General features: G+C 69.0%; 11 protein-coding genes. 7 read left to right on the forward strand and 4 right to left on the reverse strand.

The window, feature by feature from the left end; all coding sequences use genetic code 11:
• Positions 1–22: 22 nt before the first annotated feature.
• From AC5DRG_RS10980 to AC5DRG_RS10995, 4 genes are all read left to right on the forward strand, one after another.
• Positions 23–796 carry an IclR family transcriptional regulator gene (locus AC5DRG_RS10980; RefSeq protein WP_491809818.1) on the forward strand — a complete coding sequence of 258 codons (774 nt, stop codon included), beginning with the start codon at positions 23–25 and terminating at the stop codon, positions 794–796.
• A gap of 295 nt (positions 797–1,091) precedes the next feature.
• Positions 1,092–1,886 (forward strand): MIP/aquaporin family protein, encoded by a 795-nt coding sequence (locus tag AC5DRG_RS10985; protein ID WP_491809819.1) that lies wholly within the window; start codon positions 1,092–1,094, stop codon positions 1,884–1,886.
• 81 nt (positions 1,887–1,967) lie between these two features.
• A complete protein-coding gene (gene glpK / locus AC5DRG_RS10990; protein ID WP_491809820.1) occupies positions 1,968–3,506 on the forward strand; it encodes a glycerol kinase GlpK in 1,539 nt (512 codons plus the stop codon).
• Between the two features lie 41 nt (positions 3,507–3,547).
• Positions 3,548–5,164, forward strand: a complete 1,617-nt coding sequence (locus AC5DRG_RS10995; RefSeq protein ID WP_491809821.1) for a glycerol-3-phosphate dehydrogenase/oxidase — start codon at positions 3,548–3,550, stop codon at positions 5,162–5,164.
• A 116-nt stretch (positions 5,165–5,280) separates the two neighbouring features.
• On the opposite strand, the gene mtnK is transcribed toward AC5DRG_RS10995, so the two are convergent.
• From mtnK to AC5DRG_RS11015, 4 genes are all read right to left on the reverse strand, one after another.
• Positions 5,281–6,450 carry an S-methyl-5-thioribose kinase gene (mtnK, locus tag AC5DRG_RS11000; protein WP_491809822.1) on the reverse strand — a complete coding sequence of 390 codons (1,170 nt, stop codon included), beginning with the start codon at positions 6,448–6,450 and terminating at the stop codon, positions 5,281–5,283.
• 19 nt (positions 6,451–6,469) lie between these two features.
• The gene (locus AC5DRG_RS11005) at positions 6,470–7,510 is read right to left on the reverse strand and encodes an ABC transporter permease (protein WP_491809823.1); all 1,041 of its coding nucleotides are present in this window, start codon (positions 7,508–7,510) and stop codon (positions 6,470–6,472) included.
• 166 nt (positions 7,511–7,676) lie between these two features.
• A complete protein-coding gene (locus AC5DRG_RS11010; RefSeq protein WP_491809824.1) occupies positions 7,677–9,209 on the reverse strand; it encodes a sugar ABC transporter ATP-binding protein in 1,533 nt (510 codons plus the stop codon).
• Complete coding sequence (locus tag AC5DRG_RS11015; protein WP_491809825.1) at positions 9,196–10,293, reverse strand: substrate-binding domain-containing protein; 1,098 nt, start codon at positions 10,291–10,293, stop codon at positions 9,196–9,198. The genes AC5DRG_RS11010 and AC5DRG_RS11015 overlap by 14 nt, the downstream gene beginning before the upstream one ends.
• A 553-nt stretch (positions 10,294–10,846) precedes the next feature.
• Between AC5DRG_RS11015 and AC5DRG_RS11020 the strand changes: the two genes are divergently transcribed.
• The 3 genes from AC5DRG_RS11020 to mtnB are packed head-to-tail and all read left to right on the forward strand — an operon-like array spanning position 10,847 to position 12,809.
• Positions 10,847–11,446: a 1,2-dihydroxy-3-keto-5-methylthiopentene dioxygenase gene (locus tag AC5DRG_RS11020; RefSeq protein WP_491809826.1), complete on the forward strand. Its 600-nt coding sequence runs from the start codon at positions 10,847–10,849 to the stop codon at positions 11,444–11,446.
• On the forward strand, positions 11,443–12,204 hold the full coding sequence (gene mtnC, locus AC5DRG_RS11025) for an acireductone synthase (RefSeq protein ID WP_491809827.1): 762 nt from the start codon (positions 11,443–11,445) through the stop codon (positions 12,202–12,204). Before AC5DRG_RS11020 ends, mtnC begins: the two co-directional genes overlap by 4 nt.
• Positions 12,201–12,809 carry a methylthioribulose 1-phosphate dehydratase gene (gene mtnB / locus AC5DRG_RS11030; protein ID WP_491809828.1) on the forward strand — a complete coding sequence of 203 codons (609 nt, stop codon included), beginning with the start codon at positions 12,201–12,203 and terminating at the stop codon, positions 12,807–12,809. The genes mtnC and mtnB overlap by 4 nt, the downstream gene beginning before the upstream one ends.
• Position 12,810: the final 1 nt, after the last annotated feature.

The following is a 12,810-nucleotide window of genomic DNA, read 5'->3' on the forward strand; positions in this document are numbered from 1 at the left end:
AGGGGACGGAGGCAGCACGGCGATGGCACGGAACATCCAGTCGCTCGAACGGGCGGCCGCGATGCTGCGGCTCCTCGCGGGCGGCGAGCGACGACTCGGCCTCTCGGACATCGCCTCGTCACTGGGCCTCGCCAAGGGCACCGCCCACGGCATCCTGCGCACCCTCCAACAGGAGGGCTTCGTCGAGCAGGACGACGCCTCCGGGCGCTACCAGCTGGGCGCCGAGCTGCTGCGCCTGGGCACCACCTATCTCGACGTGCACGAGCTGCGCGCGCGTGCCCTGGTGTGGACGGACGACCTGGCCCGCTCCAGCGGGGAGAGCGTCTATCTGGGCGTGCTGCACCAGCAGGGCGTGCTGATCGTGCACCACGTCTTCCGGCCCGACGACAGCCGCCAGGTGCTGGAGATCGGGGCCATGCAGCCCCTGCACTCCACGGCCCTGGGCAAGGTGTTGTCGGCGTACGACCCGGTGGCGCACAGCGAGGTCGTCGAATCCGACCGCAAGCCCTTCACCGACCGGACGGTGTACGAGCTGGACGCGTTCGAGGGCGTCCTCGACATCACACGCGCGCGTGGGTACGCGGCCGACATCGAGGAGACCTGGGAGGGCGTGGCCTCCGTCGCCGCCCCCATCCACGACCGCCGGCGCATGCCGGTCGGCGCGGTCGGGATCACGGGGGCCGTGGAGCGGCTGTGCCGGTCCGACGAGGCGGGCGCTCTGCGCCAGGAGCTGGTGGCGGCGGTACGGGACTGCGCCCGCGCGGTGTCGCGGGATCTGGGTGCCGGGCGGTTCTGAGGTTCGCGGGTTCTGAGGAACGTACAAGAAAAAACCGGGACGCTATCGGGCGTTCCGGTTGTTGTCATGCCTTGGGATCGGTTGTCCTGCCTTGGTGCCGCTCAAGATCGCCAGCCCACAGGAATCCATCACGTTCATGTTTTCGACAACAGGACTCTTGACGCACGCGTAACACCACGGCAAGACTCCCGTCCATCGGTCGACATTGTCGAACACCGACCGGCAATAGGCGTACAGTGTGACGACGCCAAGGGCCGGCAGCTCTTCCCCTGGACGAAGGACAAAGGAGTCGCGGGTGTCCAGCTCCGACATCTTCATCGGCGAGACCATCGGTACCGCCGTACTCATCCTGCTGGGCGGTGGCGTCTGCGCCGCCGTCACGCTGAAGGCCTCCAAGGCCCGCAACGCCGGCTGGCTCGCCATCACCTTCGGGTGGGGTTTCGCCGTCATGACGGCTGTCTACATCTCGGCGCCGCTCTCCGGCGCCCATCTGAACCCGGCCGTGACGCTCGCTCTCGCGATCAAGGACAGTGACTGGGACAACGTTCCCGTCTACTGGGCCGGCCAGATGCTCGGCGCCGTGATCGGCGCGACGCTGGTCTGGGTCGCCTACTACGGCCAGTTCCACGCACACCTGACCGACAAGGCGATCGTCGGCGGTCCTGGCGCGCAGGCCACGACCAGCAAGGCGGTCGAGGCCCAGGAGAAGGGCGCGGGCCCGGTCCTGGGCATCTTCTCCACCGGTCCCGAGGTCCGGGTCGTGTGGCAGAACCTCGCCACGGAGATCATCGGCACCGTGGTGCTGATCCTCGCGATCCTCACGCAGGGACTGAACGCGAGCGGCGACGGTCTCGGCACGCTGGGCGCGCTCATCACCGCGTTCGTGGTCGTGTCGATCGGTCTGTCCCTGGGCGGCCCGACCGGCTACGCGATCAACCCGGCCCGTGACCTGGGTCCGCGCATCGTGCACGCTCTCCTGCCCCTGCCGAACAAGGGCGGCTCCGACTGGGGCTACGCCTGGATCCCGGTGGTCGGTCCGCTGATCGGCGGCGCGATCGCTGCAGGCATCTACAACGTCGCCTTCGCTTAGATCAGCAGAAGCAGTCGTAGTAGCGGTCGTAGAAGCAGTCGTAGACAGTCCCCTCAATCACGGAACCCCCAGGAGCACACAGTGACCGACGCCCACACCGCCGGCCCGTTCATCGCCGCCATCGACCAGGGCACGACTTCCTCGCGCTGCATCGTCTTCGACCGGGACGGCCGTATCGTCTCCGTCGACCAGAAGGAGCACGAGCAGATCTTCCCGAAGCCGGGCTGGGTCGAGCACAACGCCACCGAGATCTGGACCAACGTCGAGGAGGTCGTCGCCTCCGCCATCGAGAAGGCCGGCATCACCCGCGACGACATCAAGGCCATCGGCATCACCAACCAGCGTGAGACCACTCTCCTCTGGGACAAGAACACCGGTGAGCCCGTCCACAACGCCATCGTCTGGCAGGACACCCGCACCGACGCGCTCTGCAAGGAGCTCGGCCGCAACGTCGGCCAGGACCGCTTCCGCCGCGAGACGGGCCTGCCGCTCGCGTCGTACTTCGCCGGTCCCAAGGCCCGTTGGCTGCTCGACAACGTCGAGGGCCTGCGCGAGCGTGCCGAGGCCGGCGACATCCTCTTCGGCACCATGGACACCTGGGTCATCTGGAACCTGACGGGCGGTGTGAACGGCGGTCACCACGTCACCGACGTCACCAACGCCTCCCGCACGATGCTGATGAACCTGCACACGCTGGAGTGGGACGAGAAGATCGCCGAGTCCATCGGCGTGCCGCTGTCGATGCTCCCCGAGATCCGGTCCTCCGCCGAGGTCTACGGCGAGGTCACCGGCGGCAAGCTGGGCGAGCTGCTCGGCGGCATCCCGGTCGCCTCGGCGCTCGGCGACCAGCAGGCGGCCCTGTTCGGCCAGACCTGTTTCGCCGAAGGCGAGGCCAAGTCGACGTACGGCACCGGCACGTTCATGCTGATGAACACCGGCGAGAAGATCATCAACTCCTACTCGGGCCTGCTGACCACGGTCGGCTACCGCATCGGCAATGACGCGCCGGTCTACGCCCTGGAGGGCTCGATCGCTGTCACCGGTTCGCTGGTGCAGTGGATGCGTGACCAGATGGGCCTGATCTCCACGGCCGCCGAGATCGAGACGCTCGCGCTCTCGGTCGAGGACAACGGCGGCGCCTACTTCGTGCCGGCCTTCTCCGGTCTGTTCGCCCCCTACTGGCGCTCCGACGCCCGCGGTGTCATCGCCGGTCTGACCCGGTACGTCACCAAGGCGCACCTGGCGCGTGCCGTCCTGGAGGCCACCGCCTGGCAGACCCGTGAGATCACCGACGCCATGACCAAGGACTCGGGTGTCGAGCTCGCGGCCCTCAAGGTCGACGGCGGTATGACCTCCAACAACCTGCTGATGCAGACCCTCTCGGACTTCGTGGACGCCCCCGTGGTGCGTCCGATGGTCGCCGAGACGACCTGCCTCGGCGCCGCCTACGCCGCCGGTCTCGCCGTCGGTTTCTGGACCAGCACCGACGATCTGCGCGCCAACTGGCGCCGGGCCGCCGAGTGGACCCCCCGTATGGACGCGGAGACCCGCGACCGTGAGTACAAGAGCTGGCTCAAGGCCGTCGAGCGGACCATGGGCTGGCTCGAAGACGAGAACTGACGAGAGCTGAAGACAGCTCTGACGAGGAGTTAGAACCCCACATGACCAGTCAGCCCACCCTGCAGTCCGTGCCTGCCCTCGGTATGCGCCCGGCCTTCGGCACAAGCCCGAGCCGCGCCGAGACCCGGGAACAGCTCTCCAAGGCGTCGTACGACCTTCTCGTGATCGGCGGCGGCATCCTGGGCATCTCCACCGCCTGGCACGCCGCGCAGTCCGGACTCAGGGTGGCACTGGTCGACGCCGGCGACTTCGCCGGCGCCACCTCTTCCGCCTCCTCCAAGCTTCTCCACGGCGGTCTGCGCTATCTGCAGACCGGCGCGGTGAAGCTGGTGGCGGAGAACCACTTCGAGCGCCGTGCGGTCTCACGGCAGGTGGCTCCCCACCTGGCGAACCCGCTCACGTTCTACCTCCCCGTGTACAAGGGCGGGCCGCACGGCGCGGCGAAGCTGGGCGCGGGTGTCTTCGCGTACTCCGCCCTGTCTGCCTTCGGTGACGGCGTGGGGCATCTGCTCTCGCCGGCGAAGGCCGCGCAGGACGTGCCCGAGCTGCGCACCGACAATCTCAAGGCCGTCGCGGTGTACGGCGACGACCAGATGAACGACGCGCGCATGGCGCTGATGACGGTCCGCGCGGCCGTCGAGGCGGGCGCGGTCGTGCTCAACCACGCCGAGGTCACCGGCCTGCGCTTCACCAAGGGCCGGGTGACGGGCGCGGAGCTCAAGGACCGTACGTCCGGTGACGAGTTCGGCGTCAACGCCCGGCTGGTGCTCAACGCGACGGGCCCGTGGGTCGACCACCTGCGCAAGCTGGAGGACCCCGACTCGGCCCCGTCGATCCGTCTGTCGAAGGGCGCTCACCTGGTCCTGAAGCGGACCGCGCCGTGGAAGGCGGCCCTGGCGACGCCGATCGACAAGTACCGGATCACCTTCGCCCTCCCCTGGGAGGACATGCTGCTGCTCGGCACGACCGACGAGGAGTTCGACGGCGACCCCGCGGACGTGTCGGTCACCGAGAAGGACATAGCCCAGATCCTCGACGAGGCCGCGTTCTCCATCCGGGACCAGCAGTTGTCCCGTGACCTGATCACGTACTCTTTCGCGGGCCTGCGCGTGCTGCCCGGCGGGCCCGGCGACACCGCCAAGGCCAAGCGCGAGACCGTGGTCACGGAAGGCCGCGGCGGCATGCTGTCCGTCGCGGGCGGCAAGTGGACCACCTTCCGGCACATCGGCCGTACGGTCATGAAGAAGCTGGAGGCTCTGCCGGGCGCTCCGCTGGGCGAGGACTACGAGCCGATCTCCTCCCTTCCGAAGAAGCTCCCGCTCCCGGGTGTCGCCAACCCGCGCGCGGTCGCGCACCGACTGCTGGTCGACAACCCGGCGCCCGGCCCGCGCATGGCCGCCGACACGGCGAAGCACCTTGCCACGCACTACGGTTCGCTCGCGTTCGACATCGCCCGTCTGGCCAACGAGAACCCGGAGTTGGGTGAGCGAGTGCATCCGGATGCGCCTGAGATCTGGGCGCAGGTGGTGTACGCGCGGGACAACGAGTGGGCTGAGACTCAGGATGACGTGCTGCGGCGGCGTACGACGCTGACGATTCGGGGGCTGGCTACGGACGACGTGCGGGCGAAGGTGCAGGATCTGCTCGACAAGAAGTAGGCGGTACGACGGTGAAGGGGCGGCTTCTCTATTGGGAGCCGCCCCTTTAGCTTGGCGTGTGCGTTGTATGTCGTCTGCGGGGGCGTGGGGGCTGGTCGCGCAGTTCCCCGCGCCCCTTAGGTGAGCTGCCCTAGCGTTCTTACATCGTTCGGGTTCTTCAACTCTTCGCGGCGGACTATTAGTTCGCGGCCTAGCAGCAGTGCCCTCCGTGACGCCGGGACCGGGTCCTCCAGCGTTGTCAGGTCGGTCAGGTGGGCGAAGCCGATGATTCTGCGGATGATTTCCGTGCCTGCGTAGCCGATCGACTCCGTCCACACCCGGCGCAGGAAGCGGTCCAGGTACGCGTCGTTGAAGAAGGTGTCGACTCTCGTCGGCCACAGGCGGCGGAACTCCGTCTCGAATGCCTCCCAGGACAGGCGGAGTTGGTCGGCGTGGTCGGTCAGGGAGCCCAGGGCCCGTGCCCGTTCCTCCGATACCAGGACGTTCGCCCAGTAGAGGCCCAGGTCGTAGCCGATCGGGCCCACGAAGGAGAACTCCGGGTCGAATACCCGGACCACGGGGGCGCCTTCGCGGGTGCCGACCATGATGCTGCCGGTGTGCAGGTCGCCGTGGAGCAGTGCCTGGGCGCTGGTCATGAAGGTGTGGCGGAGGTCGGCGACCTCGGTGTGGAGTGTCGCGTCCGCGCGGAAGGCCGACGCCAGGTCGGCCAAGCCCTCGTGCCAGTGGTTGTGTTCGTGTTCGATGTACGGCTCCGACAGGACCACGTCCTCCGTGATCTTGCAGAGTTCGGGGCTGACCGACCTTGCGATCAGCGCCTTGCGGTCTGCTGAGGCCATGCCGAAGTCGCTTGTCGCGAAGGCGAGTTGGGCGACGAACTCGCCGATCCTCGCCGAGGTGTCGAGACCGTAGGGGGCGCCCTCGTTGAGGAGGGTGCGTAGGACCTCCAGGTCGGACATGTCCTCCATGACCAGGGCGTAGTTCTCGGGGTCGTAGCCGTGGATCGCCGGGATCTTGTCGGGGGCTACCTTCTCCACCTGTTCGTAAGCGCGGGCCTCGGCGTCTGCCCGCTCCGGGCTCATCGGCCAGGACGGGCCTGCTACGCGGACCCAGGGCAGGGCCTGCTTGACGGCCAGGCTGCGGGTGCCGTCGGTGGATGAGGCCAGGAAGACGCGGTTCATGTTGCCGTCCGACACCTCACGGACGTGGATGTCGGTCACGTCCGGCCAGTGGCCCCGCTCGTGCAGGTACGCCGGGATGTCCTCGGTCTCCAGGATGCGGTAGCCCATCGAAATTCCTCGAACTCCCTTATGCGGTGCGGCGCTTGGACAACGTGAAGCTGAAGACCAGGGCGAGGATGAGGACCACGCCCTCGACCACGTCCTGCGTGTAGTACGGCAGGCCCTTGATCGTCAGGCCCGTGGTGATGATGCCGATGAGGACGGCGCCGAGAGCCGTGCCCCAGACGTTCGGGCGGCCACGGCCGAGCACCGAGGTGCCGACCAGGGCGACCGCGACCGCTTCGAGGAGTTGGCTCGTCCCGGCGCTCACGTCGCCCTGCCCGATGCGGGACGCCAGGATCAGGCCGCCGATGGAGGCGAGGACGCCGGAGAGGACGTAGGCGAGTGAGCGGTAGGCGCCGACCCGGATGCCGGCCAGGCGGGATGCCTCGGGGTTGGCGCCGATCGCGTACAGGACGCGGCCCCAGCGGGTGCGGGCCAGGAACACCCAGGCGGCGACCGTGAGCGCGCCGAAGATCAGTACGGAGACCGGGATGCCGAGGAAGGTGCCGCGGTCGATGCGCAGGAAGCCGTCCGTGAACTTGCCGGGCGCGGTGGTGCCGTCGGACAGGGTCATGCCGGGGGTGATGGACTGGCCGTCGACCAGGATGAGTTTGGTGCCCTGGATCACGAACATGGTGCCGAGGGTGGCCAGCATGTCGGGGATCTTCAGGACGACGATCAGCAGGGCGTTCAGCAGACCCGCGAGGGCGCCCGCCGCGATGACGGCGATGATCGCGACCGTGCCGACCTGGTTGTACGTCACCATCGTCTGGGCGGCGACCGACACGCCCAGGCCGGCCACCGCGCCCACGGACATGTCCATCCCGCCGACCGCCATGGTGAGCGTGACCCCGAGGCCGAGGATCGCGGCGACCGACACATAGCGCAGGGTGTCGAGGAGGGTGGCCGACTCGCGGAAGGAGCCCTCGCTCAGCGCGAAGTAGGCGAAGAGCGCGACCGTGACGAAGATGAAGCCGTACTTGATGACGGCGTTCTGGACGCGCACGGCGGTGGGGGTCGGGGGCGGGGTCGCCGCCTTCGCGGGGGCGCTCTGGGTGGTGGTCATGGGGTGCTTCCTGGGGTGGCGTGCGGTGTGGCCGACGTGAGATGGGCAGCGGGTGGCGGAGTGACGTCGCCCGGAGTGGCCGACGCCGTCCGGCGGATGCGAAATCGCTCCCCTTCAGGGGCGCGGGGCGGTGTCGAACTGCGGCTCCGCCGCGGAGCGCCCCTCATCAGACGGATGCCGAGATGGTCTGGATCACGCGGTCGCGCTCCGCGTCCTCGCCGTACGCGTCGAGTTGGATCTCACCGGCGGCGAGGACGACGACCCGGTCGGCGACCTCCAGGACCTCGTCGACGTCGGCGGACAGGACGAGGACGGCGGCGCCCTCGGCGGCCAGGGCGCGGGCCCGGCCGCCGATGTCACGGCGGGCGCCGATGTCCACGCCTCGGAACGGCTCGTCCAGGATGAGGACGCGGGGAGTCTCGGCGAGCCAGCGGCCGACGACGACCTTCTGCTGGTTGCCGCCGGACAGCTCCTCCACGGCGCTGTGCTCGTCGCGGGTGACGACACCGAGGGCGTCGACGGTGGCCCGGCCGAGGGCTTCCTCCGCCGACCTGTTCACCAGCCCGGCCCTGGACAGGGACTTCAGGAACGGCAGCGAGATGTTCTGCGCCACCGACCAGCCGGGGACGAGGGCGTCGGCGTGCCGGTCCTCGGGGACCAGGTGGATGCCGGCCCGGATCCCGTCGGCGGGGCGGCGGGGCGCGAACACCTTGCCGTCCAGTTCGACGGTGCCCGCCGTGAAGGGGTCGGCGCCGAACAGGCCTCGGGCCAGCTCGGTCTTTCCGGCCCCCAACAGGCCGACCACGCCGGTGACTTCGCCCGTGCGGAGGTCGAGGTCGAGGGGAGACCGGCCCTCGAAGAGACGGACACCGCGCAAGGAGAGGACGACATCGCCGACAGTCCCTTCCCTGGTCGGCCGAGCGGTCGTCGCCTCCTGCGCCTGGGCCAGCATCGCGCGCAGGGCGCTGTCCCAGTCGAAGGGCCTGACCTGGTCCTCGGTGAGACGGCCGTCCCGCAGGACGACCAGCCGGTCGGCCAGGGCGTCGATCTCGCCGAGGCGGTGGGAGACGTAGAGGACCGCGATGCCATCGTCGCGCATCTTCTCGACGAGCGCGAACAGGCGCCGAGCCTCGGCGGCGGAGAGTGCGGAGGTCGGCTCGTCGAGGATGAGGAGGCGGGGGCGGGTGGCCAGGGCGCGGGCCAGGATCAGCAACTGGCGGTCGGAGATGCCGAGTTCCGTGACGTCGCGCTTCAACACCGGGTCGCCCCAGTCGAGTCCGAGGGCGGCCTGGATCTCGCGGGCGCGGGCCAGGACGCGGCGGCCGTTGAGGAACGGATTGCCGCGCCTTTGCGCCAGCTCCTCGAAGACCAGGTTCTCGGCGACCGTGAGACCGGGCACGATGCCCTCGCCGATGCGCTGGTGCACCGTCTGGATGCCCAACTGGCGGGCAGCAAGGGGCGATTGGAGAGCTGCGGGCTCCCCTGCGACCCGCACCTCTCCCCCGTGGTCGGTGTGCACGCCCGACAGGATCTTGATCAGCGTGGACTTGCCGGCCCCGTTCGCGCCGAGCAGCGCGACGACGCTGCCCGGCGCGATGTCCAGCGAGACGGACTCCAGGACCGTCTTGCCGCCGAAGGCCATGCCGACGTCCCGCAGAGAGACCGCGGGGGTCTGTGCGGCAGGCTCAGTGGGCGACATTGGAGATCCAGTCCGCGGTGCTGACCTTGCTCAGGTTCAGCGCGGGAAGCGCCTCCCGCAGCTGGTCCATGTTCTCGATCTTGTTCGTCTTCAGGAAGTCCTGGGTGATGGCGACGGCCGGGAACTCGACCGAGCTCTTGTTCAGTTGGCCGGCCAGCTCCAGGGCCGCCGTACGGACCACGGCCGCGCCGACCGCCGAAGGGTCGGTGCCCGCGGTGGCCACCCACGGGCTGTCGGTGGCGGTCATGTTCTGGATGTCGGCGTTGGACACGTCCGCGCCGAAGACCTTCACCCTGTCCTGGAGCTTCTTGTTCTGGACGGCGAGGACGGTGCCCTTGGCGAGTTCGTCGTAGGGGGCGAAGATCCCGGCCACGTCCGAGTGCTGGGTGAGGGCGGCGGAGACGAGGGGAACGTTGTCAGTGGCCGTGGAGTCGGTCACCTTGCCGACCTTGAACTCCTGCTTCCAGCCGTTGCCTTCGACGGCCGTCTTCCAGACCGAGTCACGCTTGTCGAGGGCCGCGTAGCCGGCCACGTTGACGTATCCGACCTTGGCGTTCTTGCCGAGTTCCTTCGCCATCACGTCGAGGACCGCCTGGGCCATGCTCGCGTCGTCCTGCTTGGTGGAGACGACGCCCTTGGTGTCGGTCTCCACGTCGTAGACGACGACCTTGATGCCCTTCTTCACGGCCTTGTCGATCTCCGGCTGGATGGTCGCCGGGAAGCCGTGGTCGATGATGATCGCCTGCGCGCCGGAGTTGATGGCCGAGGACAGGTCGGTGGCCTGCTTGGCGTTGTCGGCCTGGGCGTCGTACACGGTGAGGTCGATGCCGAGGGCCTTGGCCTGCGCCTTGGCGCCGTTGCCCCACTGCTCGAAGTAGTCGCCGGCGCCGCTCTGTCGCACCAGGGCGACCTTGACGGTGCCCTCGCTGAAGGGGGCGGGCTTCGTGCCGGTGGCGGCCGAGGCGGAGGCGGCGGTGTCGCCGGTGTTCTTCGAGGCGTCCGTGGACTGCGCGCAGCCGGCGAGGAGGAGGGCGGAGACGGAGGCCAGCGAGAGCGCGGCGAAGGGCAGGCGGACACGGGACATGACGGGGCTCCAGGTGCGGGGTGGCGCGAAACGAATGAAGGGGATGACGGGAGGGAGTGCTTGACCCGGAGCAGGGCAAGAAGGGAATGCCGCTACCGGCAGCCCGTGAAGGGGCATGGCGGGAGCCCCTCGGGGCTCGGGCGACTTGGCGCTCCGGACGGGGTCAGCGACAGCGGGCTGTGGTCGACCGGAGCAAGTCCACGTACAGCCGCCGCACGAGCAGCAGCGTCTTCATGAGGAGATCATGAGAACGATTTCAGCCACGCGTCAAAGTCTTTGACCTCGCATCTCATTATCTGGAACGACAACTTCGTCACACTCGGCCGACGGCCCGCCTGGAGTTACCATCACGGGACCGGCACCCGACCCGGGACAGTGAGGCTTTCCGATGACGACACCAGGCGCGACAGCGATTCGACGCTGTCTTGGCGCTGCCTGTCGCGCGTGTTGCGGCTGACGGTTCCAGCCCCGAACCCCGCCTCCTCCCCTCCGTGCCCGTCCGATGCTTGTCTCAGTATCCGGACTTCCATTCCAGCCACCTGGAGTTGCTCCCATGACGCTGCTGACCACCTGGTCCGAGTCCGGCCCCGAGACCCTGGTGCGCCGTACCGCCGACCCCGCCGAGATCGCCGCCGCGCTCGCGCCGCTCGGCGTGCGCTACGAGCAGTGGCCGATCCGTGAGGACGTCCCCGCGGACGCCGACAGCGACACCGTCTTCGCCGCGTACGGCCCGGAGATCGAGAAGCTGAACGCCGAGGAGGGCTTCACCACCGTCGACGTCCTCGGTCTGCACCCGAGCGAGGACCCGGGGTACCCGGTCAAGGCGAAGGCAGCGCGGGAGAAGTTCCTGCAGGAGCACACGCACGACGACGATGACGAGGTCCGCTTCTTCGTCTCCGGCTCCGGCATCTTCTACCTGCACGTGAACGGCGAGGTGAACGCCGTGTTCTGTGAGAAGGGCGACCTGCTGGGCGTGCCGCGCGGCACCACCCACTGGTTCGACATGGGCACCAGGCCGGCCTTCACCGCGATCCGCTTCTTCCACGAGGAGGACGGCTGGATCGGCAACTTCACCGGCTCCAGCATCGCCACCCGCTTCCCGGACTACGACACCATCGCGGCGGGCTACGAGGCCGACAAGGCAGCCGCGTGATTCTGCGCGGTCTGACGTACGACGTGGACGCCGTGGTGCTCGACATCGAGGGCACCACGAGCGCCACGGGTTTCGTCGTGGACGTGCTGTACCCGTACTCGCGCTCTCGTTTCGGAGCACTGCTCTCGGAGCGGAGCGATGATCCGGAGGTGGCGCGGGCCGTCGCACAGGTGCGGGAACTGACCGACACCCCGGACGCCGACCCGTCCCAGATCGAGAAGACGCTGAACTCCTGGCTCGACGAGGACCGCAAGGCCACCCCCCTCAAGACCCTCCAGGGCATCATCTGGTCCGAGGGCTTCGCCCGCGGCGACCTCGTCTCGCACTTCTACGACGATGTCGTACCGGCCCTGCGCGCCTGGCACTCGGCGGGGCTGCGGCCGTACGTCTACTCGTCCGGGTCGGTGGCAGCGCAGCGCGCGTGGTTCACCTCCAGCCCGGAGGGCGACCTCCTCCCCCTCGTCTCCGGTCTGTACGACACCGAGAACGCGGGGCCCAAGCAGGAGCCGGCGTCCTACCGCCGTATCGCCGAGGCGACCGGCCTCGCACCCGCCCGTCTCCTGTTCCTCTCCGACCGCCCGGGCGAGTTGGACGCGGCCCGCGAGGCCGGCTGGCAGACCGTCGGGATCCGGCGGCCCGGGGAGCCGTACTTCGCGCAGGGCGTCGGCGACCACGCGGAGGCGGCGACGTTCGACGAGATCAGCATCACCGATTCAAGCAGGGCAAGCAGTACAAGCAGCACAAGGAGCACCACGTGACCGCCGACATCAGCGCACTCGACCTTCAGGGGGCAGGGGCGGTACTCGCCGCCGAGTCCGCCCGTTTCGCCTCCTTCGGCTGGATGCGCGGCACGTCCGGCAACCTGTCCGTCGTGCTGTCCCGCGACCCGCTGCTGCTCGCGGTGACCGCCAGCGGCCACGACAAGGGTGAACTGACGCCCTCCGACGTGGTGTTGGTGGACGCTCAGGGTGCGGCGGTGCACGGCGGCAAGCCGTCCGCCGAGGCCGAGCTGCACGCGCGCGTGGCCGCGCTGACCGGCGCCGGTGCGGTCGTCCATGTGCACACGGTGGCGTCCGTCGCGATGGGGCGCCGCGAGCCGGGCGGGATCACCTTCCGGGACGTGGAGATGCTGAAGGGCGTCGGCCAGCCCGCGCACGACGTCGAGGTGACACTGCCGGTCATCGCCAACAGCCAGGACATGAAGGTGCTTGGAGATCGCCTGGAGGCGGCGCGGGATCCTCGGATGCCTGCGGTGGTCGTCGCCGGGCACGGGCTGTATGTGTGGGGCGACGACCCGCGCCAGGCCCGCCACCACACCGAAGTAGTGGAGTGGCTGCTGGAGTTGGAACTCACCCAGCGGTAAC

Source organism: Streptomyces sp. JLBG701 (assembly GCF_058544905.1).

What these genes read in the sequence shown, in the direction of transcription:
- AC5DRG_RS10980 (WP_491809818.1), top strand. Translation starts at nt 23, where the DNA reads ATGGCACGGAACATCCAGTCGCTCGAACGGGCGGCCGCGATGCTGCGG.
- AC5DRG_RS10995 (WP_491809821.1), top strand. Translation starts at nt 3,548, where the DNA reads ATGACCAGTCAGCCCACCCTGCAGTCCGTGCCTGCCCTCGGTATGCGC.
- mtnK (WP_491809822.1), bottom strand. Translation starts at nt 6,450, where the DNA reads ATGGGCTACCGCATCCTGGAGACCGAGGACATCCCGGCGTACCTGCAC.
- AC5DRG_RS11005 (WP_491809823.1), bottom strand. Translation starts at nt 7,510, where the DNA reads ATGACCACCACCCAGAGCGCCCCCGCGAAGGCGGCGACCCCGCCCCCG.
- AC5DRG_RS11010 (WP_491809824.1), bottom strand. Translation starts at nt 9,209, where the DNA reads ATGTCGCCCACTGAGCCTGCCGCACAGACCCCCGCGGTCTCTCTGCGG.
- AC5DRG_RS11015 (WP_491809825.1), bottom strand. Translation starts at nt 10,293, where the DNA reads ATGTCCCGTGTCCGCCTGCCCTTCGCCGCGCTCTCGCTGGCCTCCGTC.
- AC5DRG_RS11020 (WP_491809826.1), top strand. Translation starts at nt 10,847, where the DNA reads ATGACGCTGCTGACCACCTGGTCCGAGTCCGGCCCCGAGACCCTGGTG.